This window comes from uncultured Jannaschia sp. (genome assembly GCF_947503795.1).
Taxonomy (GTDB): domain Bacteria; phylum Pseudomonadota; class Alphaproteobacteria; order Rhodobacterales; family Rhodobacteraceae; genus Jannaschia.
In genome coordinates, this window is the sequence record NZ_CANNEZ010000001.1 from 1,219,122 (window position 1) to 1,241,191 (window position 22,070).

Sequence of the window (22,070 nt, forward strand, 5' to 3'; positions counted from 1 at the left end):
CAGGGAGAGAGGGTTCGGTTCAGCCGGGGGACCGTCAAAGGGGGAGGATGCTGATCAACCCCGGCCCGAACCGTTGCCTTGGTTAATAAACTGCTACTGCAATGTGGCGCGATTGCGGCGCATGTGGGGTCAATCCGCGACAATGCGCCGTTCTCTGCGCATTGTCCCGATAAGCGCAACATTCAGGCGAGGTCCGGCGGCGTCGCCTCGCGGCCCAGCATCGCCACCACCTCGTCCAGCCCCAGAACCTCGGTCCGCTTCTCGCCCAAGCGACGCAGGGTGACGGTCCGGTCCTCGACCTCCTGCCGCCCGATGGCGAGGATCGCGGGGACCTTGCCCAACGAGTGCTCGCGCACCTTGTAGTTGATCTTCTCGTTGCGGATGTCCGCTTCGGCCCGCACGCCCGCCTTCGTCAGCGCGGCGACCACCTCGGCCACGTAATCGTCTGCCTCCGACACGATCGACGCCACCACGACCTGCCGTGGGGCCAGCCAGAACGGCAGACGGCCCGAGGAGTTCTCGATCAGGATGCCGATGAACCGCTCGAACGAGCCGAGGCACGCGCGGTGCAGCATATAGGGCCGGTGCTTGTCGCCATCCTCGCCCACATAGGTGGCGCCCAGCCGCTCGGGCAGGTTGGGATCGACCTGGAAGGTGCCGCATTGCCAGACGCGGCCGATGGCGTCGGTCAGGTAGAAATCGAGCTTCGGGCCATAGAACGCGCCATCGCCCTCCTCGACGCGGTAAGGCGCGCCGACCGACTTGATCGCCGATTCAAGTGCGCCCTCGACATGGTCCCAGGCCTCGTCCGTGCCGACACGCTTCTCGGGCCGGGTCGCGAAGGCGATGTCGAACGTCTCGAAGCCCAGATCCTTGTAGACCGACGCGAGGAACGTGATGAACTTGGCGCATTCCGCCTCGATCTGGTCCTCGGTGCAGAAGATATGCGCGTCATCCTGCGTAAAGCCGCGGACGCGCATGATGCCGTGCAGCGCACCCGACGGCTCGTAGCGCGAACAGGACCCGAACTCGGCCATTCGGAGCGGCAGGTCGCGATAGGATTTCAGGCCCTGGTTGTAGACCTGCACGTGGCACGGGCAGTTCATGGGCTTGAGCGCATTGATCGCCTTTTCGCGCGCGTGCTCCTCGTCCACCTCGACGATGAACATGTGGTCCTGGTACTTGTCCCAGTGGCCCGACGCCTCCCAGAGCTTGCGGTCCACAACCTGCGGCGTGTTCACTTCGACATAGCCATCAGCACGCTGCTTGCGGCGCATGTAGTCCTGCAGCGTCGTGTAGATCGTCCAGCCGTTCGGGTGCCAGAAGACCTGGCCCGGCGCCTCCTCCTGCATGTGGTAGAGGTCCATCTCACGGCCCAGGCGGCGGTGATCGCGCGCCTCGGCCTCCTCGAGAAACTTCTGATGCGCCTTGAGGTCGTCGCGGTTGCGGAACGCGATGCCGTAGATGCGCTGAAGCTGCGGCCGGTCGCTGTCGCCCAGCCAATAGGCCGAGGATACGCGGGTCAGCTTGAAGGCGTCCGACGGGATCTGGCCCGTGTGCTGCAGATGCGGCCCGCGGCAGAGATCCTGCCAGTCGCCGTGCCAATACATCCGGATCGGCTCGTCGCCCGGAATGCGGTCCAGAAGCTCGACCTTGAAGGGCTCGTTCGCCGCCTCGTAATGGGCGCGGGCGCGGTCGCGCGGCCAGACCTCGGTGCGGACGGGGTCGCGGGCGGCGATGATGCGCCTCATTTCGGCCTCGATCTGGCCGAGATCCTCGGGCGTGAAGGGTTCGGCGCGGTCGAAATCGTAGAACCAGCCGAAGTCGCGGACCGGGCCGATCGTGACCTTCACGTCGGGCCAGATCGCCTGCACGGCGCGCGCCATGACATGTGCCAGGTCGTGGCGGATCAGCTCGAGCGCCGGGGCCTCGTCCTGCATCGTGTTGATGGCGATCTTCGCATCCGTCTCGATGGGCCAGGCCAGGTCCCAATGCAAGCCGTTCACCTGCGCAGAGATGGCCTTCTTCGACAGGGATTTCGAGATGTCGGCTGCCACTTCGCCGGGCGTGATGCCGGCGGGCACATCGCGCGAATTGCCATCGGGAAAGGTGAGGGTGATCTGGGACATGTCTGTCCTCCTCGTCGGTTCGGCGCCCACGGAACGCCCGGTTGCGGGTATGTCGTGGGGGCGTTCTGGCGGCGAGGTTGATCCGCGTCAAGGCGGGTGGGCGCGGGCGCGTGGCAGATGTGGCGCCCCGACCCGAGAAGGAGCCCTGCCATGGGACCGATCATCGCCGCCACGGACCTCAGCGCCAGGTCCGACCTCGCGCTTCGGCGCGCCGCCGTCCTCGCCGAACGGCTGGGGGCCGCGCTCCATATCGTGCACGTAATCGATGACGACCTGCCCGCCGCCATCCTGCAGCGCCGCTCCGAGGAGGCCGAGGCAGAGCTGCGCGCGCGGGTGCAGGGCGACGCGATCCTGAAGGCCGAGGCGCCGCGGATCGACGTCGAGGCGGGCCAGGTTGCCAAGCTTCTGGGCCGGATCGCCGCCGATCGTGGCGCGTCGCTGGTGGTGGTCGGCTCGCATCGCGACCGGGGCCTTGCCGAGCTGGTCGGCTCGCCCGCGCTGTCGCGTCTGATGCGCGCGGTCGCGGTCCCGATCCTCGTGGCGGTGGAGCCGGCGACGCGGCTCTATACCCGCGCCGTGGCGGGCTGGGATTTCTCGCCCGCGAGCACGAGCGCCATGAAGCTGGCAAAGGCGCTGGCTCCGCTCGAACATGTCACGCTGCTCCATGCCTGGGCCGACATGGTGACAGGCGCGCCCTATGCGGTCGACCTTGCCAGCCCCGGCCAGCAACAGCGGCTGGAGGAGGCGCTGGATCAGGCGGTGGCCGGGCTCAAGGCCGACGCACCGGATCTCGAAGTCGCGCGCGAGGCGCTGATCGCGGCCCCCGCGCAGGCGCTGATCGAGGCGGCCGCGTCGAGCGGCGCCGACCTCATCGTCGTGGGCCGCCATGCACGCGCGGGGCTGGCGCGTTTTCTTCTGGGCGAGACGGCCGAACGGGTGGCGCTCCATGCGCCCTGCGATGTGCTGATCGCGCCACCGGACTGACGTCGCACGCGCGGGGTTTCCATCGCGGGCGGGGGGTGAAATAGGAAGGTGCCAACCGATCCCCTCCCACGGAGTTCTGCCATGGAGATTCGCGAGGCCCTCACCTTCGACGACGTGCTGCTCGTGCCCGGTCCGAGCCAGGTCCTGCCCGGCACCGCCGACACCCGCACGCGCGTCACGAAATCAATCGCGCTCAACATCCCGGTTCTGTCCTCGGCGATGGACACCGTGACCGAAGCGCGAATGGCAATCGCCATGGCCCAGGCCGGTGGGATGGGGGTGATCCATCGCAATCTCGACCTCGACGCGCAGCAAAAGGAAGTGCGCCGCGTCAAACGCTTCGAGAGCGGGATCGTCTACAATCCGGTCACGCTGCGCCCCGATCAGACGCTTGCCGACGCCAAGGCCCTGCAGGAGCGATACCGCGTCACGGGCTTTCCCGTGACCGACGATGCGGGCCGCGTCCTGGGGATCGTCACAAACCGCGACATGCGCTTCGCCAGTGACGACGCGACGCCCGTGGCCACCATGATGACCAGCGACAACCTCGCCATCCTGCGCGAACCCGTCGACCTCGCCGAGGCGAAGTCGGTGATGCATGCGCGCCGGATCGAAAAGCTGCTGGTCCTCAACGACAAGGGCCACCTGACGGGCCTCCTGACGATCAAGGATATCGAGCAGGCGGTGCTGAACCCCCATGCCTGCAAGGACGAGCTGGGCCGCCTGCGCGTCGCGGCCGCCACGACCGTCGGCGATGCGGGCTTCGAGCGCTCCGAGGCGCTGATCGACGCGGGCTGCGACCTGATCGTGGTCGACACGGCCCATGGCCATTCCGAGGGCGTGGGCCAGGCGGTTGACCGCATCAAGCGGCTGTCGAACACGGTGCAGGTCGTCGCGGGCAACGTCGCCACGGGCGAGGGCACGCGCGCCCTGATCGACGCGGGTGCGGACGCGGTGAAGGTCGGCATCGGCCCCGGATCCATCTGCACCACTCGCATCGTCGCGGGCGTCGGCGTGCCGCAGCTGACCGCGATCATGGACGCGGCGGGGGCCGCGGGCGACGTGCCGGTCATCGCCGATGGCGGCATCAAGTTCTCGGGCGATTTTGCGAAGGCCATCGCCGCGGGCGCGTCCTGCGCCATGGTCGGCAGCATGATCGCGGGCACCGACGAAAGCCCGGGCGAGGTGATCCTCTACCAGGGCCGGTCATTCAAATCCTATCGCGGCATGGGCTCGCTTGGTGCTATGGCGCGGGGTTCGGCGGACCGGTATTTCCAGAAGGACGCCGCCTCCGACAAGCTCGTCCCCGAGGGGATCGAGGGGCAGGTGCCCTACAAGGGCTCGGCGGGCGCGGTGGTCCACCAGCTCGTCGGCGGCCTGCGGGCCGCGATGGGCTATACCGGCTGCGCGACGGTCGATGAGATGCGGACGGGGTGCCGTTTCGTGAAGATCACGGGCGCGGGGCTGACCGAAAGCCATGTCCACGACGTTCAGATCACGCGCGAAAGCCCGAACTATCGGGGCGCCTGACCCATGCGTCCGGGGGCCCGCGTTCAGGCGGCGATCGAGGTGCTGGATGCCGTCTTCGCCGGTGCGGCCGCCGAACGCGCGCTGACCGGCTGGGCCCGCGGCGCGCGCTATGCCGGGTCGAAGGACCGCGCGGCGGTGCGCGACCACGTCTTCGACGCGCTGCGACGCCTGCGGTCGTCGGCCTGGGCCGGTGGGCTCGGAGATGTCGCGCCCGAGGCGATGAACGGCAGGCAGGTCATGGCGGGCCTTCTCGCGGGGCAGGGGGCCGATCTCGCGACTCTGTTCGACGGCAGCGGACATGCGCCCGCGCCGCTGGATCGGATGCCAGACCCCGGCCCGGCACCCGAGGCGGTGGCCCTCGATCTGCCCGACTGGCTGCTCGACCGGCTGCGCGCCACGCTGGGGGCCGATGCCGATCCCGTCGCGGCCGCCCTGCGCGACCGCGCCCCCGTAATCCTTCGCGTCAACACCGGCAAGACGACGCGCCCGGTGCTGATCGATCGGTTGGTCGCGGTCGGTCACGCCGCCGATGCGCACTCCCTCTCGCCGACCGCGGTCACGGTCGAGGGCGCGCCCCGTGGCCTGACTGCGCTGCCGGAATTCGAGATGGGCCATTTCGAGCTGCAGGATGCCGGCAGCCAGGCCGTGATCGACCGTCTGCCGGAGGCTGCGCGGGTCCTCGACCTCTGCGCAGGGGGCGGCGGCAAGGCGCTGGCCTACGCGGCCCGCACTGGCGCCGAGATCATCGCGCACGACGCCGATCCCGCCCGGATGCGCGATCTGCCGGTCCGGGCCGCCCGCGCCGGGGCCGGCATCGAGACCACGACCACGCCCGAGGCGCTGGCGCCCTTCGATGGCATCATCGCCGACGTCCCCTGTAGCGGATCGGGAAGCTGGCGTCGCGCGCCCGAGGCCAAGTGGCGCCTGACGCCGGAGCGGCTTTCCGAGCTGACATCCCTGCAGGACACGATCATTGACCGCGCGGTCACGATGCTGGCGCCGGGCGGGTGGCTCGCCTACGTGACCTGCTCGCTCCTGCGCGAGGAGAATGACGCCCGCATCGAGGCCGCGCAGGACCGCCATCCGGGCCTCGTGCGCGGGTTGCGGTGGGAAACGACGCCGCTCGACGGCGCCGACGGCTTCCATCTGAGCCTTCTGGGGCGCCCCGCCTGACCTCAGCGGCCGGATCGCGCCGCTGCCGGATTCACGGACGTTAATGCGACTTTAACGATTTTCGGCCCTATATTATGGAGCGATTCTTTCTTGGAGGGGTGGGCCGACGGCCATCCTGCGGGCACGCCATTGGGCGAGACGGCCATCTTATTGCGACGGTTGCAGGCCGGATCCGCAGTGTTTCTCGTGGTTGCGCTGGGGGCGCTCGGTGTATCGCTGGCCACGGCCTCCGACGCGTCCCGTGACCTGTTGATCGCCGCCGCCGCAGCACTCGGCGCGATCTTCGTGACGCTCCACCTGATCTCCTGGGGCATGGCGCGCGCATCGCATCGGCGCCTCGACATCGTGATGGAGTTTCTCGAACACGACGCGGCGCCGGGTTTCTGCACCGACGAACAAGGCGCCATCTTCGCCCAGAACCGCGCGGCACTCGACCGGTTCGGGGGCCATGACGGCTCGACCATGACCCGCGCGCTCGAACCCCTTTTCGCCAATCCGGACGCCGTCATCCACCGCCTGCGCCTCGCCGCCGCCGATACCACCTCTGCGCGCGAGGATGTGGTGACCCGGCGCGGCCAGGTCAGGGTCGCCGTGCATCGCATTCCCGGCGGCTATCTCTGGCGGCTCGAGGATCTCGTGGACCGGCCCGTCCGCGCCGCCGACGGCATCGGCCTTCCGATCCTGACCTTCGGGCCATCCGGCACGATCCTCTACATGAACGAGATCCTGCGCTCCGTCGTCGGTCGCCGTGCCAAGCGTGTGCGTGATCTGTTCGACGATGTGCCGCTCCAGAACGGCGGTTTGAACACCTTGCGCACCAAGGACGGGCCCGAACAGGTGCGGGTCGTACTCTCGGATCCGGTGAATGGACGGCAGGAGGTGTTCGTCCTGCCCGGCGGCGAGGATGCGGACGGTCGTATCCCGCTGGATGCGCTGCCGGTCGCACTCCTGAAACTGGACGCCGGGGGCTCCGTGACCTCCGCAAACCGCGCCGCGCGCGACCTGCTGCCTCCCTCGGGCGAAGGGGCCGAACGGCGCCTGGCCGCGATGGTCGAAGGGCTTGGGCGCTCGGTGCGCGAATGGGTCAGCGAGGCGGCGGCGGGCCGTGGTCTCAACCATGCCGAGATCGTGCGCGTCACCGGGGCGTCGCCCGAGCGGTTCCTCCAGATCACGCTCGGACGACCCGTCGGCGGTGGCGGCGAGGGGCTGATCGCGGTTCTCAACGACGCGACGGCGCTGAAGACGATGGAAGCACAGTTCGTGCAGAGCCAGAAGATGCAAGCCATCGGCCAGCTCGCGGGTGGGATCGCACATGATTTCAACAACCTGCTGACCGCGATTTCGGGGCATTGCGACCTCTTGATGCTGCGTCATGGCGAAGGGGACGAGGATTATGCCGACCTCGCGCAGATCACGCAGAACGCCAATCGGGCGGCGGCGCTGGTGGGACAGCTGCTGGCCTTCTCGCGCAAGCAGACGCTCGAGATGGCCGATATCGATCTGCGCGACACGCTGGGCGACCTGACGCATCTGCTCAACCGGCTGGTGGGCGAGCGGGTCGCGCTGACGCTGTCGCATGATCCCGCACTCGTCCCGATCCGCGGCGACCGGCGCCAGCTCGAACAGGTGTTGATGAACCTCGTCGTGAACGCGCGCGACGCCATGCCCGACGGCGGCGAGATCGTGCTCGAGACGCAGTGCCGCTATCTCGACCGTCCGATGGCCCGCGACCAGGTCACCGTGCCGGCGGGCCAGTATGTCGTCATCACGGTCAGCGACCAGGGTTCGGGCATCCCGCCCGATGCGGTCGGCCGCATCTTCGAGCCGTTCTTTACCACCAAGCGTCCGGGCGAGGGGACCGGGCTCGGGCTTTCGATGGCCTATGGGATCGTCAAGCAATGCGGCGGCTACATCTTCGTCGACAGCACACCGGGTGTCGGCACGCAGTTCAGCCTCTATTTTCCAGGTGAGCGGGCCCGGGCGGAGGACGCTCCTGCGGCGATCTCTGCCCCGGTCTTCCAACCGATCGAAGCCGACCAAAGGCCAGCGTCGGACGCGCCCATCGCGGCGCGGCAGGCGGACGAGCCGGGATCGATCGCGGTGGCCTCGGAAGGCGACAAAGCTGACCCGGCCGTCAGTGTGTCCGATGGGGCAGACGATACGCAGATCGCGGACTTTGAGATGTCGGCTGGCGTAGCTTTCGAGGCGCTCGCTTCGGATATCCCGCCGGCATCGGATGCGGTTGCGCGCGTAGAGAACGAGACTGACGTCAGTGCAAGCCATGCCGATGAGGAGGCCGACGATCACTCTGGTGCAACACCTCATGACGACCCTTCCGACGATGATGTCGCAGACGCAGTGGTGCAGGCCGTCGAGGCCGCCAGCGATGACGACGAGGGGGCCGTGAAACGGGCGGCCGTATTGGAGCAATCGGACGGCGGGCCGGAGATCGACCCAATCGATCTGGATGCGACGTCCGTCGAGGAGGCGGACCAGCCCGAGGTCGCGGTCGCGCAGGATATCAAGGCCGCTCTGGGCGACATGCCGCGCAGCGCTCCAGAAGATCGTCAGCCGATCGTTCTTCTGGTGGAGGACGAGGCACCGGTTCGCGCATTCGCGTCGCGCGCCCTAAGGCTGCGCGGCTATCACGTGCTCGAGGCGGCTTGCGCCGAGGATGCGCTGCAGACGCTGGAGGATCGTTCGATCGAAGTGGATCTTTTCGTCACCGACGTCATGATGCCCGGCCTCGACGGGCCGACATGGGTGCGCGAGGCGCTGCTCCGCCGCCCCGATGTGCGAACGATCTTCATTTCCGGCTACACCCAGGACGCCATGACCGAAACCAGCGCGCCCGTTCCGAACGCGGTCTTCCTGCCCAAGCCCTTTTCCCTCAATGATCTGACGCGGACGGTCGAGCGGGCATTGGTCTAGCGCGCGGCTGATCGGCGGGGTAGTGCGCACCGAACGCGGCGCGGTGGCCGGTCCGGCCCCCGCGCGCCGATACGTGTCGGGCCTACCCGCGCCCGGCCGTGTCCCAGACCTCGAACTCCTCGGGCCGCTCGCGGCGAAGGCGGGCTTCGGTCTCGGGCGAGAGGTCGAGCGCGCCCGCGGGTGAGACGTTCATCCGAGGCACGTCAATTTCAAGTTCGAGCCGCTCGGCCAGGAACGGAACCAGCCCACCGTCATCATGGCGAAACAGGTGATCGACGCCCCCCCCGAGGAACTGGGCCTGCGCGCCGACGCGGGCGAAATCGGGTTGCGGATCGGCGAGATAGGCCTTCACGAAGCCGTCGAAATCCACATGCGCCGTCGAGTTCGGCTGCCCGTCCAGCGCAGGCCGCCGCCGATATCGGTACCAGCTGCCCAGCCAGTCGACGGGCTCGCGCACCGTCGCGACCAGCTCCATCGGCCGCCGTCCCTTCTGCTCGAAGAAGTCCGCCAGCTCCCGGCGATACTTGCGGACGGTACAGTGCTTGAGCCCCGGAGGATTGACGATCGCGGCATCGGCATGGGGCGCCAGCGTCGCCTCGAGCGCGGTCGTGCCGGTTTTCGGCACCGCCAGCAGAACGAGCCGCGCCTTCCAGAACACCAGCATCGCGAGCCTCCGCGCCGCCTTCGCGGCCATTAAGCGCATCTTAAGCAAAGACGCGGATCATCGAACCACCACGGCGGGGCTTGATTGTGTTCCGCATCTGTTCCATATCAAGCGCAAGGAACAGGACGTGAACGGAAACCGAGATTGCCGCCTCTGCGGCAGCGTGCAACAAGGGCCGATACCATGGCAACGGCGAACCTACTCGACATGACCGACAAACGCGGCGGCGACAAGCAGAAGGCGCTGGATTCGGCGCTGGCACAGATCGAACGGCAGTTCGGCAAGGGCTCCATCATGAAGCTCGGCGGCGACAACGTGCTGCATGACATCGAGGCGACCTCGACCGGATCGCTGGGCCTCGACATCGCGCTCGGGATCGGCGGCCTGCCGAAGGGCCGCGTGATCGAGATCTACGGCCCTGAAAGCTCGGGCAAGACGACCCTGACGCTCCACGCGATCGCCGAGGAGCAAAAGAAAGGCGGTGTCTGCGCCTTCGTCGACGCCGAGCACGCGCTCGACCCGCAATACGCGCGCAAGCTGGGCGTCGATCTGGACGAGCTTCTGATCTCGCAGCCCGACACGGGCGAGCAGGCGCTGGAAATCGTCGATACGCTGGTGCGCTCGGGCGCGGTCAGCATGGTGGTGGTCGACTCGGTCGCGGCCCTGACGCCGAAATCCGAGCTCGAAGGCGACATGGGCGACAGCTCGGTCGGCGTGCATGCCCGCCTGATGAGCCAGGCGATGCGCAAGCTGACCGGCTCCATCAACCGCTCGGGTTGCATGGTGATCTTCATCAACCAGATCCGGATGAAGATCGGCGTCATGTTCGGCTCGCCCGAGACGACGACCGGCGGCAACGCGCTGAAGTTCTACTCCTCCGTCCGCCTCGACATCCGCCGCATCGGGTCCATCAAGGATCGCGACGAGGTGGTCGGCAACCAGACCAAGGTGAAGATCGTCAAGAACAAGGTCGCGCCGCCCTTCAAGGTGGTCGAGTTCGACATCATGTTCGGCGAGGGCATCTCGAAGACGGGCGAATTGCTGGATCTCGGGGTCAAGGCCGGTGTCGTCGACAAGTCGGGCGCATGGTTCAGCTACGGCGACGAGCGGATCGGCCAAGGGCGCGAGAACTCCAAGCAGTTCCTCAAGGATAATCCGGCCGTGGCCGAGGAGATCGAGGACAAGATCCGCGCGGCGCACGGGTTGGATTTCCAGATGGCCAAGTCGGACCATGACGAGGTGCTCGACGACGACTGATCGCGGGCCGGACGAGCTGCGCGCCGGCATCAGGCAAGAGACAGGAACGGGGTCGCCGAAGGGCGGCCCCGTTTCGCCTTCCGGGCCCCGGACACTGGACGGCATCGGAGGCCCCGGCTAGGACGGGCGCGCACCGATACGGGGACCGACATGGCCAGCCTGAACGACATCCGCTCGACCTTCCTCGACTATTTCGCGCGTCAGGATCATGCCGTGGTCGACAGCTCGCCGCTGGTGCCGCGCAACGACCCGACGCTGATGTTCGTCAATTCCGGCATGGTGCAGTTCAAGAATGTCTTCACCGGCGTCGAGCATCGCGACTACAGCCGCGCGACGACCGCGCAGAAATGCGTGCGGGCCGGTGGCAAGCACAACGATCTCGACAATGTCGGCTATACGGCGCGGCACCATACCTTTTTCGAGATGCTGGGAAATTTCAGCTTCGGGGATTACTTCAAATCCGACGCGATCCCCTTCGCATGGGAGTTGATCACCAAGGATTTCGGGATCGATGCCTCGCGGCTCCTGACGACTGTTTATCACACCGACGACGAGGCGTTCGAGATCTGGCGCAAGGTCGGCGTGCCCGAGGACCGGATCATCCGGATCGCCACGGATGACAACTTCTGGCGCATGGGACCGACCGGACCCTGCGGGCCCTGCACAGAGATCTTCTACGATCATGGCGACCATATCCCCGGCGGACCCCCCGGCAGCCCGGACGAGGATGGCGACCGGTTCATCGAGATCTGGAACGTCGTCTTCATGCAGAATGAGCAGTTCGAGGACGGGACGTTGCGCCCGCTCGAAATGCAGTCGATCGACACGGGCATGGGTCTGGAACGGATCGGCGCGCTGCTGCAGGGCCATCACGACAATTACGATACCGACCTGATGCGCGCGCTGATCGAGGCGTCGGCGCATGCCACCTCGACCGATGCGGACGGACCGGAGAACATCCACCACCGGGTGATCGCCGACCACCTGCGGTCGACCTCGTTCCTGATTGCCGACGGCGTGATGCCGTCGAACGAGGGGCGCGGCTATGTCTTGCGCCGGATCATGCGCCGAGCGATGCGGCATGCGCATCAGGCGGGCGCGAAAGATCCGGTGATGCACCGGCTGGTGCCAGAGCTCGTGCGCCAGATGGGCGATCACTACCCCGAGCTGGTGCGCGGCAAATCGGTCATCGAGGAGACGCTGCGCGGCGAGGAGGAGCGGTTCCGCTCGACGCTCGACCGCGGGCTGCGGCTTCTCGAGGACGAGGTGGGGCGGCTGCCCGAGGGCGGCACGCTGGGCGGAGCTGCGGCCTTCAAGCTCTACGACACCTACGGGTTCCCGCTCGACCTGACTCAAGACGCGCTCCGCGAGAAGGGGATGGCTGTCGATGTCGCGGGCTTCGATGCCGAGATGGCCGAGCAGAAGGCAAGGGCGCGCGCGGCCTGGTCCGGCTCGGGCGAGCAGGCCGATGCGGCGATCTGGTTCGATCTGGCCGAAGAGCATGGGTCGACGGAGTTCCTCGGCTACGACACCGAGACGGCCGAGGGGCAGGTGCTGGCCCTCGTGCGCGACGGCGATGCGATCGACGCTGTCGAGGCGGGCGAGACCGCGGCGATGGTCCTTAACCAGACGCCCTTCTACGGCGAAAGCGGGGGCCAGGTCGGCGACACCGGCACGGTGCGAACCGAGGGTGGTCGCGGGACGATCACCGACACCAAGCGGATCGGCGGGGTCTTCCTGCATATGGTCAAGGTCGAGGAGGGTCGGATCGCGCCGGGTCAAACGGCGGAGCTGGTCGTAGATCACGCGCGTCGTTCGGCGATCCGCGCGAACCATTCGGCGACACATCTTCTGCATGAGGCGCTGCGCGCGGCCTTGGGCGATCACGTCGCGCAGCGCGGCTCGCTCAACGCGCCCGACCGGCTGCGCTTCGATTTCAGCCATGGGCAAGCGGTGACGCGCGAGCAGCTGACCGGGATCGAGGCCGAGGTGAACGCCTTCATCCGCCAGAACTCCGCCGTCGCGACCCGGATCATGGCGCCCGACGACGCACGCGCGCTCGGGGCGCAGGCGCTGTTCGGCGAAAAATACGGCGACGAGGTTCGCGTGGTGTCGATGGGGCGAAGCGACGGTTCTGGCAAGGGCGGCGACGGTGCGACCTACTCGATCGAGCTGTGTGGCGGCACCCATGTCGGCCGCACCGGCGAGATCGGGGCCTTCGTGACGTTGGGCGACCAGGCGAGCAGCGCGGGCGTGCGCCGGATCGAGGCGCTGACCGGACAGGCGGCGATGGACCATCTCCGGGCGCAGGACGCGCGGGTGTCCGAACTGGCCAACCTCTTCAAGGCCCAGGCCGACGAGGTTCCCGACCGGGTGCGCGCGTTGATGGACGAGCGGAAGGCCCTGCAATCGGAAATCGCGCAGCTTCGTCGTGACGCGGCGATGGGCGCCGGGGCGGAGGCTAGCGAGATCAACGGGATGCAGGCCGTTCTTCAGGTTGTTTCGGGCGTCTCTGGCAAGGACCTCGGCGCGATGATCGACGCGCAGAAGCAGGCGCTCGGCTCGGGTATCGTGGTGCTGATCGCCGATACCGGCGCCAAGCCTGCCGTGGCGGCGGGCGTGACCAAGGATTTGGCCGAGCGGGTCTCGGCGGTCGATCTCGTCAAGGCCGCGGTCGAGGCGCTTGGTGGGCGTGGCGGCGGCGGTCGGCCCGAGATGGCGCAGGGCGGCGGCGCCGATATCGCGCAGGCCGACACGGCGCTGGCGGCGGTTCGCGGAGTGATCGAGGGGGCCTAGTGCCCCGTCGTGTTCGAGAAGAGCTGCATCACGACGATCCCGGCCACGATCAGCGCCATGCCAATCAGGGCGGGCGCATCGAGGCGTTGGCCGAAGGCGACCCAGCCGATCGCGGCGATCAGGACGATGCCCAGACCCGACCAGATCGCATAGGCGATCCCGACCGGGATGGTCTTGAGAACGATCGCGAGGAACCAGAAGGATAGCGCATAGGCCGCCACCGTCAGGAGCGAGGGCCAGAGCCGGCTGAAGCCGTCCGACGCCTTCAGGGCCGTGGTGCCGATGGTTTCGGTCGCGATGGCAAGGACGAGGTAGAGCCAGGGCATGGGGTCACCGTCCGATATAGCGGTCGCGGCGGTGGTTCACCGCGACGATGAGGTTCACGATGACCGCGCCCAGGAGCGACGCGGTGACGAGCCAGGGGTCGAGGACGGCGAAGGCCGCCGCGAAGAGCAGTGCGTCGAAGCCGAGCTGGACAAGGCCCGCGCGCAGGCCAAACCGCTCCTGCAGCCAGAGCGCGAGGATGCCGATGCCGCCGAGCGACGCGCCGTGGCGGAAGATCACCATCAGTCCCATTCCGATCACAGCGCCGGACAGGGCCGACGCCGTCCACGGATCGAGGCGATCGAAGCTGAGGACCTCGGGGAGGCCGCGGCTGAAGAGCGAGACGAGGGTGACGGCGATCACCGTCTTGGCCACGAAGCGGGGACCGAGACGGATCCAGCCCAGCACGTAGAAGGGCAGGTTGAGAAGGAAGAACCAGAGCCCGAAGGACCAGCCGGTGACGTAGGACAGCAGAACGCCCAGACCCGCAGTCTGGCCGGTGACAAGGCCGGCGGCGGTCAGGAACTGGACGCCAAGGGCGCAGAGCGCCGTCCCGAGGAGAAGCGCCTGCGCGTCCTCGAGGAGGCTGTGCGACAGGGCGGGGCGATGCGGCTCCTGCGCATCGTCGGGGGTCTGGGTGCGGGCCATGCTCCCGGCCTATCGCGGCTTTCCGGTCGGGGGAAGCGACCGTGAGGGCCTCCGTGGCGCGCGCCATGTTGCGCGGGTCCGAACGGCAAGCGATGCGCAGGAAAAAGGCACCCCGCCGGGGGTGCCTTCATTGGTTCGTCCGTACGGGGCGGCGAGTGACCTAAAGCGCCGCCTGCAGGTTCTCGTCGATCTTTTCGAGGAAACCCATCGTGGTCAGCCACTTCTGGTCGGGTCCGACCAGCAGGGCGAGGTCCTTGGTCATGTGGCCCGATTCCACAGTGTCGACGATCACCTTCTCGAGCGTCTCGGCAAATTTCATGAGCTGGTCGTTGCCGTCGAGCTTGGCACGGTGCTTGAGGCCGCCGGTCCAAGCGAAGATTGACGCGATGGAGTTGGTCGAGGTCTCCTTGCCGGCCTGGTGCTGGCGGTAGTGGCGCGTGACGGTGCCGTGGGCGGCCTCGGCCTCGACGATCTTGCCGTCGGGGGTCATGAGCTGCGAGGTCATCAGGCCCAGAGAGCCGAAGCCCTGCGCTACCGTGTCCGATTGCACGTCGCCGTCGTAGTTCTTGCAGGCCCAGACATACCCGCCGGACCACTTCATCGCCGAGGCCACCATGTCGTCGATCAGGCGGTGCTCGTAGGTGATGCCAGCGTCCTTGAACTTGTCGGCATACTCGGCGTCGAAGATGCGCTGGAAGATCAGCATGAACTGGCCGTCATACTGCTTCAGGATCGTGTTCTTGGTCGACAGATAGACCGGGTAGTTGCGCTTGAGGCCATACTCGAAGCTGGCGCGGGCGAAATCCTCGATCGACTTGTCGAGGTTGTACATCGACATGAACACGCCCGACGACGGCGCGTCGAAGACCTCGTGTTCCTCGACCGTGCCGTCCTCGCCGACGAACTTCATCGACAGCTTGCCCGGGCCGGGGAACTTCATGTCGGTGGCGCGGTACTGGTCGCCGAAGGCGTGGCGGCCGATGACGATGGGCTGGGTCCATCCGGGCACGAGGCGCGGCACGTTCTGGCAGATGATCGGCTCGCGGAAGACGACGCCGCCCAGGATGTTGCGGATCGTGCCATTGGGCGAGCGCCACATCTTCTTGAGGCCGAACTCCTCCACACGCGCTTCGTCGGGGGTGATCGTGGCGCATTTCACGCCGACGCCGACTTCCTTGATCTTCTCGGCGGCGTCGATGGTGATCTGGTCGTCGGTCTCGTCGCGGCTCTCCATCCCGAGGTCGTAGTAGAGCAGGTCGATGTCCAGATAGGGCAGGATCAGCTTGTCCTTGATGAACTGCCAGATGATGCGGGTCATCTCGTCGCCGTCGAGTTCGACGACGGGGTTCTCTACCTTGATCTTGGACATGGGTGCCTCGCGGTGATTGGTGTTCGCCCGTCCGATAGCGCATCTCGAGACCGCTGGCCAGATGGTATGCAATCGCATACCGGAACGCGCACGATGGGCGTGCGGCGATGAGGAATAGCTCGTCGCCAAGGCGTGGCGCAGAGTGCCGGGCAAAGGAGAGCGGCATGGCGGAACGCAAGGGCCCACAGGTCGGACATATCCACCTCCGGGTGGCGGATCTGGAACGTGCAGTCGCGTTCTACGCGCTGCTCGGATTCGAGGTGCAGGCCCGGATCGGGAAGACGGCGGCGTTTCTGGGGGCCGACGGATATCATCACCACATCGGGCTGAACGTCTGGGGCTCGCGCGGCGGGACGCCGCCGCCGCCTGGGCATACGGGGCTGTTTCATGGCGCGTATCTCTATCCCGATCGCGCAGCACTCGGACGGGTCGTGCGGCGCGTCACGGAGGCCGGCTTCGCGCTGACCGGCGCCTCGGATCACGGTGTGTCCGAGGCGGTCTATCTCGATGATCCCGACGGCAATGGGGTGGAGCTCTACCGCGACCGGCCCGCGGAAGACTGGCCTCGCGGGTTGGATGGTGCGCTCGTGATGACGAACGGGCCACTGGATGTTGCGGGGCTGATCGCGGCGGGCGACGCCGCCTGACGGCCGTCAGGACCGGGCGAAGAAGCGCGCGATCAGTGGCGACAGCCACATCCAGAGGGCGGGCGCACCCCGTTCGACCTGGATGCCAACGCGGCTCCGGACCTGGTCTTCGGTCACGTCGTATTCGGCCCAGGAGCCGCCGCCGTTCTCGAGGTTCAGAAGCGGCGTCTGCATCCGGTCGAGCGCTTTGGCGAAGCGGGCATCGACTGTCTCGACCGCCTCGAACTCCTCCCAGAGCGCGCGGAAGTCGCGGCCCTGATCGGGCGGCAGTAGGCCGAAGAGGCGGTCGGCCGCGGCCGCCTCTTCGGCGGCCTGAGCGGCGGTATCGACGGTGCCGAAAATCGGGTGGTCGCCCGCGTCGATCTCCACGAGGTCGTGCAGGATCAGCATCCGGATCACGCGGTCGATGGACACGCCAGCGGGCGCGTGCGGTGCCATCACCAGCGCGAAGAGCGTCAGGTGCCACGAATGCTCTGCCGAGTTCTCATAGCGGCTGTCATCGGCGAGGCGGGTCGCGCGGATCACGGATTTGAGGCGATCCGCCTCCATCAGGAAGGCTGCGCGGGCGTCGAGATCCGGGTCAGTCATCGACCTTGGCGGATGCGTGCTCGGCGATGCGGCGGCGGAGGAGTTCCTGCGCCCGGATCGCGGCGCGCTGGACCCGCACGGAGGTGATGAACGCCTCCTGCAGGGTCTGGGACGAGTCGCCGAGCGCGGTGCCCATGATCTTGATCATGTCCTCGTCGCCGGTCGCCTCGACATGCGCGATCACGTCGGCCGCCAGCTTGTCGGCCAGCTTTTCGGCGAGCGCGCTCACCGGGTCGCTCCGGCGATGTGTCTCACCGCGTGGTCTCGGTCAGGCGGCGCGAGACATAGGATTTCACGCTGTCGATCATCGGGTCCATATGCGGATCCTCGAAGAAGTGACCGGCGCCCTCCATCTCCTCGTGGGTGATGGTGATGCCCTTCTGCTCATGAAGCTTGTTGACCAGCGTCACAGTGTCGGTCGGCGGCGCGACGCGGTCGGCGCCTCCGTTGATGATCAGGCCCGAGGAGGGGCAGGGCGCGAGGAAGCTGAAATCGTAGCGATCTGCGGGCGGCGAGACCGAGATGAAGCCCGTGATCTCGGGGCGGCGCATCAGAAGCTGCATCCCGATCCACGCGCCGAACGAGAAGCCCGCGACCCAGCAATGCTTGGAATTGGGGTTCATCGACTGGAGGTAGTCGAGCGCGGAGGCGGCATCCGACAGCTCGCCGATGCCCTGGTCGTACTCGCCCTGGCTCCGCCCGACACCGCGGAAGTTGAACCGCAGCACCGTGAAGCCCAGCGAATGGAACGCGTAATGCAGGTTGTAGACGACCTTGTTGTTCATCGTACCGCCGAATTGCGGATGCGGATGCAGGACGATCGCAATGGGCGCGTCCTTGACCTTCTGGGGATGGTAGCGGCCCTCGAGGCGGCCCTCGGGGCCGGGGAAGATCACTTCGGGCATGAAAGCTCCTGCATTGACGGCGCGGGTGGCGGGTCGATATGTCGCTCGCTCACCGGTGGGCACAGGTAAGCCGCGTCCGCGCCGGGGTCAACGCACAGGGTCTTCGCCACGGGAGGGCGCCATGAAGCTGAGCACCAAGGGTCGTTACGCGATGGTCGCCCTCACGGATCTGGCGATGCAGCCCGAAGACGCGCTGACATCGCTGGGCGACATCTCGCGGCGGCAGGATATCTCGCTGCCCTATCTCGAACAGCTATTCGTCAAGCTTCGGCGCGCAGGTCTGGTCTCGTCGGTGCGCGGGCCGGGCGGTGGTTACCGGCTGGCGCGCGCGCCGGACGCGATCCGGGTGTCGGATATCCTCGGGGCCGTTGACGAGACGGTCTCCGCGATGGAGACGGGGGCCGGGGCCAAGGGCGGCTCGTCGGGCAGCCGGGCGCAGTCGATGACGAACCGTCTCTGGGAATCGCTCTCGGCCAATGTCTACGTGTTCCTGCACCAGACGCGGCTGTCGGACGTGGTGCAGAACGAATTGACCCCCTGTCCCGCGGTGCCCTCGCTCTTCGAAGTGGTGGACGAGTGACCGCGCCGGGGGGCCAGCCCCCCGGACCCCCCGAGGTATTTGAGGCCAGAGGAAGGAACCCCCGGTGACCGAGCGGGTCTATCTCGACTGGAATGCCACCGCGCCGCTACGGCCCGAGGCACGGGCAGCGATGGTCGCGGCGATGGATGTCGCGGGCAATCCGTCGAGCGTCCATGGCGAGGGGCGCGCGGCCAAGGCCGTGGTCGAGCGGGCGCGCGCGGAGCTGGCCGAGGCGTTCGGCGCGCAGGCGGCGGACATCGTCTTCGTGTCGGGCGCGACCGAGGCGGCGGCGCTGGCGATGGCGGGGCGCGAGCTGGCCACCGCGCCCATCGAGCACGAGGCGGTCGCGGCCTGGGGCGACGGCGCGCTTGCCGTCGATGCGCGGGGGCAAGTCGCAGTCGTGGACCCGGCCCGGAGCGCGGTGCAACTGGCCAACAGCGAGACCGGCGTGATGCAGGACCTGGCCGCCGGGCTGGCCGTCAGCGACATGACGCAAGCCTTTGGTAAGGTCCCGGTTGCCTTCGATTGGTCGGGCGTCGAGATGGCGCTGATCTCGGCCCACAAGCTGGGCGGCCCGAAGGGAATCGGCGCGTTGGTCTTGCGGCGCGGGCTGGACGTGACCTCGCAGATCCGGGGCGGCGGGCAGGAGATGGGGCGCCGGTCGGGCACCGAGAACATCGTCGGGATCGCGGGTTTCGGGGCCGCGGCCACGGCGGCGGCCTGCGATCTGGCAGACGGGACCTGGGACCGGGTTGCGGAACTTAGAACTTTTCTAGAAACAAGTCTTGAGGGTGGCGCCAATCCGACTATTTTAGTCGGGAAGGAGTCGCGGCGCCTGCCGAACACCTCTAATCTCATCACGCCGGGATGGCGCGGCGAGACGCAGGTGATGGCGCTCGATCTTGCGGGGTTCGCCGTGTCGGCGGGCTCGGCTTGCTCGTCGGGGAAGGTGCGCTCCAGCGCGGTCCTCGGGGCGATGGGCTACGGGCCGGGCGAAGCCGATTGCGCGATCCGCGTGTCGCTCGGGCCCGACGTGACGATGGAACAGGTGGAACGCTTCGTCGCGACCTTCCGCCGCTTGAGGGACAGGAGACGGATATGACGGCTCTCGACGATGTGCAGGTCAAGGACGGCGTCGACGCCGAAACCGTCGAGGCGGTGAAGTCGCTCTCGGGCACCTACAAGCACGGCTGGAACACCGAGATCGAGATGGAGTATGCGCCCAAGGGCCTCTCCGAGGACATCGTGCGCCTGATCTCCGAGAAGAACGAAGAGCCCGAGTGGATGCTGGAATGGCGCCTTCAGGCTTATCGCCGCTGGGTGCAGATGACCGAGCCGAAATGGGCGATGGTCCAGTATCCGGAGATCGATTTCCAGGACCAGTACTACTATGCGCGCCCGGCGAGCATGACCGAGAAGCCCAAGTCGCTGGATGACGTGGATCCGAAGCTGCTGGAGACCTACAAGAAGCTGGGCATCCCCCTGAAGGAACAGGCGCTTCTGGCCGGCGTCGAGCCCGCGCCCGAGGATCGCCGCGTCGCCGTGGATGCCGTGTTCGACAGTGTATCGGTCGGCACGACCTTCAAGGACGAGCTGGCCAAGGCGGGCGTGATCTTCTGCTCCATCTCCGAGGCCATCAAGGATCACCCTGAACTGGTGAAGAAGTATCTCGGCTCGGTCGTGCCGCAGTCGGACAACTACTACGCGACGCTGAATTCGGCGGTCTTCTCGGACGGGTCCTTCGTCTACATCCCCAAGGGCACGCGCTGCCCGATGGAGCTGTCGACCTACTTCCGCATCAATGCCGAGAATACCGGCCAGTTCGAGCGCACGCTCATCATCGCCGACGAGGGGTCCTACGTGTCCTATCTCGAGGGCTGCACGGCGCCGCAGCGCGACGTGGCGCAGCTTCATGCCGCCGTGGTCGAGCTGGTTCTGCTGGACGACGCGGAGATCAAGTATTCGACCGTCCAGAACTGGTTCCCCGGCGACGAGAACGGCAAGGGCGGCATCTACAACTTCGTCACCAAGCGTGCCGATTGCCGCGGCGCGCGCTCCAAGGTGATGTGGACGCAGGTCGAGACCGGCTCGGCGGTGACGTGGAAGTACCCGTCCTGCATCCTGCGGGGCGACGACAGCCAGGGCGAGTTTTATTCCATCGCCATCGCCAACAACTTCCAGCAGGCCGACACGGGCACCAAGATGGTGCATCTGGGCAAGAACACCAAAAGCCGGATCGTCTCGAAGGGGATCTCGGCGGGGAAGGCCCAGAACACCTATCGGGGCCTCGTCTCGATGCATCCGAAGGCGAAGAACTCGCGCAATTACACGCAATGCGACTCGCTCTTGATCGGGTCGGAATGCGGTGCGCACACGGTCCCGTATATCGAGGTGAAGAACAACTCGAGCCGGGTGGAGCACGAGGCGACGACCTCGAAGGTCGACGACGACCAGCTCTTCTATTGCCGCTCGCGCGGGATGGACGAGGAGGAGGCCGTGGCACTCGTGGTCAATGGGTTCTGCAAGGAGGTGCTGCAGGCCCTGCCGATGGAATTCGCCATGGAAGCGCAGCAGCTCGTCGCGATCTCGCTCGAAGGCTCGGTGGGGTGAACGCCGTGGCCGAGGCGACCCCGCGCGTTCGGCGGCGCGACCGCGTGCTGTTGCGCGAGGTGGCCGAGGGCGTGGCGCTCGGGCGGCGCGTGCGCGTCACCGATATCGGCGCCCGGCAGACCAAGGAGGCGCCGCCCTACGGCGCGCTCCTCGCGGCCGGCATGGCGCATGTGACCGCCTTCGAGCCCGAGCCCGAGGCTTACGCGGCGCTCGTGGCCGACGCGCGCGAGGACATGACTGTCCACCGACTCGCCATCGGCGCGCCGGGGCCTGCCACGCTCTATGCGCACAAGATCGCCTCGCTGACCTCGATCTTCCCGTTCAGCGCGCCCGCCGCGCGCTTTCTCGGCAAGGGGTTCTGGGTCAACCGGCCGGTAACCGAGATTCCCGTCGAGCTCGTGGCGCTGGACGATGTGCCGGGGCTCGCCGACGGGATCGACATCCTCAAGATGGATATCCAGGGGGCCGAGCGCGACGTGATCGAGGGCGGGCGCCGCGCCCTGTCCGAATGCATGGTCGTGATCCCCGAAGTCCGGTTCTACCGGATGTATGACGGCGAGCCGATGCTGGCCGAACTGGACCAGAGCCTGCGCGCGCAGGGTTTCGTGCTGCACAAGTTCCTGCACCAGAAGTCGGTGATTTCACCCAGCCCGCAGGCCAAGCGGCTGGAGAAGGCGGGCGTGCGCAACCAGCTTCTGGACGGCGACGCGGTGTATATCCGGTTGATCGAGGATCCGGACGCGGTCACGACCGATCAGCTCAAGGTGCTGGCACTCGCGGCGGCGTCGGTCTTCGACAGCCCGGATCTCTGCTGCCACTGCCTGCACCTGCTGACCCTGCGCGGCGCCGTCGCGCCCGACCTTGCCGAAACCTTTGCCCGCCGGGCCGTGCCCGCGATGGACGAACTGACCTGAAGACTGCCCCGACGGGCGGCG

General features: G+C 67.3%; 19 protein-coding genes. 11 read left to right on the forward strand and 8 right to left on the reverse strand.

Annotated features, from left to right (window positions below):
• Positions 1-182: 182 nt before the first annotated feature.
• Positions 183-2,129 (reverse strand): threonine--tRNA ligase, encoded by a 1,947-nt coding sequence (thrS, locus tag Q0833_RS06555; protein WP_298431460.1) that lies wholly within the window; start codon positions 2,127-2,129, stop codon positions 183-185.
• 150 nt (positions 2,130-2,279) lie between these two features.
• Here thrS and Q0833_RS06560 point away from each other — a divergent pair, with 150 nt between their 5' ends.
• The 4 genes from Q0833_RS06560 (at position 2,280) to Q0833_RS06575 (ending at position 8,747) form a co-directional block, all read left to right on the forward strand.
• Positions 2,280-3,113: a universal stress protein gene (locus Q0833_RS06560; RefSeq protein WP_298431463.1), complete on the forward strand. Its 834-nt coding sequence runs from the start codon at positions 2,280-2,282 to the stop codon at positions 3,111-3,113.
• 81 nt (positions 3,114-3,194) lie between these two features.
• Positions 3,195-4,643 carry an IMP dehydrogenase gene (guaB, locus tag Q0833_RS06565; RefSeq protein WP_298431465.1) on the forward strand — a complete coding sequence of 483 codons (1,449 nt, stop codon included), beginning with the start codon at positions 3,195-3,197 and terminating at the stop codon, positions 4,641-4,643.
• Between the two features lie 3 nt (positions 4,644-4,646).
• Positions 4,647-5,816, forward strand: a complete 1,170-nt coding sequence (locus Q0833_RS06570; protein ID WP_298431467.1) for an RsmB/NOP family class I SAM-dependent RNA methyltransferase — start codon at positions 4,647-4,649, stop codon at positions 5,814-5,816.
• A gap of 177 nt (positions 5,817-5,993) precedes the next feature.
• Positions 5,994-8,747, forward strand: coding sequence for an ATP-binding protein (locus Q0833_RS06575; protein ID WP_298431470.1), 2,754 nt, complete (start codon positions 5,994-5,996; stop codon positions 8,745-8,747).
• 82 nt (positions 8,748-8,829) lie between these two features.
• On the opposite strand, the gene Q0833_RS06580 is transcribed toward Q0833_RS06575, so the two are convergent.
• Positions 8,830-9,441, reverse strand: a complete 612-nt coding sequence (locus tag Q0833_RS06580) for a gamma-glutamyl kinase (RefSeq protein WP_367274938.1) — start codon at positions 9,439-9,441, stop codon at positions 8,830-8,832.
• A gap of 153 nt (positions 9,442-9,594) precedes the next feature.
• Here Q0833_RS06580 and recA point away from each other — a divergent pair, with 153 nt between their 5' ends.
• Positions 9,595-10,668 carry a recombinase RecA gene (gene recA, locus Q0833_RS06585; protein WP_298431472.1) on the forward strand — a complete coding sequence of 358 codons (1,074 nt, stop codon included), beginning with the start codon at positions 9,595-9,597 and terminating at the stop codon, positions 10,666-10,668.
• A gap of 150 nt (positions 10,669-10,818) precedes the next feature.
• Entirely contained in the window at positions 10,819-13,464 is a 2,646-nt protein-coding gene (gene alaS, locus Q0833_RS06590) for an alanine--tRNA ligase (protein ID WP_298431474.1), read from the forward strand.
• On the opposite strand, the gene Q0833_RS06595 is transcribed toward alaS, so the two are convergent.
• The 3 genes from Q0833_RS06595 to Q0833_RS06605 form a co-directional block, all read right to left on the reverse strand.
• Positions 13,461-13,790, reverse strand: coding sequence for a multidrug efflux SMR transporter (locus Q0833_RS06595; protein ID WP_298431476.1), 330 nt, complete (start codon positions 13,788-13,790; stop codon positions 13,461-13,463). The two genes, alaS and Q0833_RS06595, sit on opposite strands and share 4 nt — an antisense overlap.
• 4 nt (positions 13,791-13,794) lie before the next feature.
• Entirely contained in the window at positions 13,795-14,436 is a 642-nt protein-coding gene (locus Q0833_RS06600) for a YitT family protein (protein ID WP_298431478.1), read from the reverse strand.
• Between the two features lie 160 nt (positions 14,437-14,596).
• Positions 14,597-15,805 carry an NADP-dependent isocitrate dehydrogenase gene (locus tag Q0833_RS06605; RefSeq protein ID WP_298431480.1) on the reverse strand — a complete coding sequence of 403 codons (1,209 nt, stop codon included), beginning with the start codon at positions 15,803-15,805 and terminating at the stop codon, positions 14,597-14,599.
• Between the two features lie 164 nt (positions 15,806-15,969).
• Here Q0833_RS06605 and Q0833_RS06610 point away from each other — a divergent pair, with 164 nt between their 5' ends.
• Entirely contained in the window at positions 15,970-16,452 is a 483-nt protein-coding gene (locus Q0833_RS06610; RefSeq protein ID WP_298431482.1) for a VOC family protein, read from the forward strand.
• A 6-nt stretch (positions 16,453-16,458) separates the two neighbouring features.
• On the opposite strand, the gene Q0833_RS06615 is transcribed toward Q0833_RS06610, so the two are convergent.
• Genes Q0833_RS06615 through Q0833_RS06625 form a run of 3 tightly spaced genes read right to left on the reverse strand, consistent with a single transcriptional unit; the run spans position 16,459 to position 17,945 of the window.
• The gene (locus Q0833_RS06615) at positions 16,459-17,040 is read right to left on the reverse strand and encodes an HD family hydrolase (RefSeq protein WP_298431484.1); all 582 of its coding nucleotides are present in this window, start codon (positions 17,038-17,040) and stop codon (positions 16,459-16,461) included.
• Positions 17,033-17,269: a hypothetical protein gene (locus Q0833_RS06620; RefSeq protein ID WP_298431488.1), complete on the reverse strand. Its 237-nt coding sequence runs from the start codon at positions 17,267-17,269 to the stop codon at positions 17,033-17,035. Before Q0833_RS06620 ends, Q0833_RS06615 begins: the two co-directional genes overlap by 8 nt.
• Positions 17,270-17,291: 22 nt before the next feature.
• Positions 17,292-17,945 carry an alpha/beta hydrolase gene (locus Q0833_RS06625; RefSeq protein WP_298431490.1) on the reverse strand — a complete coding sequence of 218 codons (654 nt, stop codon included), beginning with the start codon at positions 17,943-17,945 and terminating at the stop codon, positions 17,292-17,294.
• Positions 17,946-18,066: 121 nt separating this feature from the next.
• Between Q0833_RS06625 and Q0833_RS06630 the strand changes: the two genes are divergently transcribed.
• The 4 genes from Q0833_RS06630 to Q0833_RS06645 all read left to right on the forward strand — a co-directional run bounded on the left by Q0833_RS06630 (position 18,067) and on the right by Q0833_RS06645 (position 22,049).
• Complete coding sequence (locus Q0833_RS06630) at positions 18,067-18,525, forward strand: Rrf2 family transcriptional regulator (RefSeq protein ID WP_298431491.1); 459 nt, start codon at positions 18,067-18,069, stop codon at positions 18,523-18,525.
• Between the two features lie 64 nt (positions 18,526-18,589).
• Positions 18,590-19,627, forward strand: a complete 1,038-nt coding sequence (locus Q0833_RS06635) for an aminotransferase class V-fold PLP-dependent enzyme (protein WP_298431493.1) — start codon at positions 18,590-18,592, stop codon at positions 19,625-19,627.
• On the forward strand, positions 19,624-21,135 hold the full coding sequence (gene sufB, locus Q0833_RS06640) for a Fe-S cluster assembly protein SufB (protein ID WP_298431495.1): 1,512 nt from the start codon (positions 19,624-19,626) through the stop codon (positions 21,133-21,135). The genes Q0833_RS06635 and sufB overlap by 4 nt, the downstream gene beginning before the upstream one ends.
• A gap of 5 nt (positions 21,136-21,140) precedes the next feature.
• Positions 21,141-22,049 carry an FkbM family methyltransferase gene (locus Q0833_RS06645; protein ID WP_298431497.1) on the forward strand — a complete coding sequence of 303 codons (909 nt, stop codon included), beginning with the start codon at positions 21,141-21,143 and terminating at the stop codon, positions 22,047-22,049.
• Positions 22,050-22,070 lie beyond the last annotated feature (21 nt).

Excerpts from the sequence above, each read along its gene's own strand:
- guaB (WP_298431465.1), top strand. The coding sequence starts at position 3,195 with ATGGAGATTCGCGAGGCCCTCACCTTCGACGACGTGCTGCTCGTGCCC.
- Q0833_RS06580 (WP_367274938.1), bottom strand. The coding sequence starts at position 9,441 with ATGGCCGCGAAGGCGGCGCGGAGGCTCGCGATGCTGGTGTTCTGGAAG.
- Q0833_RS06605 (WP_298431480.1), bottom strand. The coding sequence starts at position 15,805 with ATGTCCAAGATCAAGGTAGAGAACCCCGTCGTCGAACTCGACGGCGAC.
- Q0833_RS06600 (WP_298431478.1), bottom strand. The coding sequence starts at position 14,436 with ATGGCCCGCACCCAGACCCCCGACGATGCGCAGGAGCCGCATCGCCCC.
- Q0833_RS06630 (WP_298431491.1), top strand. The coding sequence starts at position 18,067 with ATGAAGCTGAGCACCAAGGGTCGTTACGCGATGGTCGCCCTCACGGAT.
- Q0833_RS06625 (WP_298431490.1), bottom strand. The coding sequence starts at position 17,945 with ATGCCCGAAGTGATCTTCCCCGGCCCCGAGGGCCGCCTCGAGGGCCGC.
- sufB (WP_298431495.1), top strand. The coding sequence starts at position 19,624 with ATGACGGCTCTCGACGATGTGCAGGTCAAGGACGGCGTCGACGCCGAA.
- Q0833_RS06560 (WP_298431463.1), top strand. The coding sequence starts at position 2,280 with ATGGGACCGATCATCGCCGCCACGGACCTCAGCGCCAGGTCCGACCTC.
- recA (WP_298431472.1), top strand. The coding sequence starts at position 9,595 with ATGGCAACGGCGAACCTACTCGACATGACCGACAAACGCGGCGGCGAC.
- Q0833_RS06615 (WP_298431484.1), bottom strand. The coding sequence starts at position 17,040 with ATGACTGACCCGGATCTCGACGCCCGCGCAGCCTTCCTGATGGAGGCG.
- Q0833_RS06595 (WP_298431476.1), bottom strand. The coding sequence starts at position 13,790 with ATGCCCTGGCTCTACCTCGTCCTTGCCATCGCGACCGAAACCATCGGC.
- Q0833_RS06610 (WP_298431482.1), top strand. The coding sequence starts at position 15,970 with ATGGCGGAACGCAAGGGCCCACAGGTCGGACATATCCACCTCCGGGTG.
- alaS (WP_298431474.1), top strand. The coding sequence starts at position 10,819 with ATGGCCAGCCTGAACGACATCCGCTCGACCTTCCTCGACTATTTCGCG.
- Q0833_RS06570 (WP_298431467.1), top strand. The coding sequence starts at position 4,647 with ATGCGTCCGGGGGCCCGCGTTCAGGCGGCGATCGAGGTGCTGGATGCC.
- thrS (WP_298431460.1), bottom strand. The coding sequence starts at position 2,129 with ATGTCCCAGATCACCCTCACCTTTCCCGATGGCAATTCGCGCGATGTG.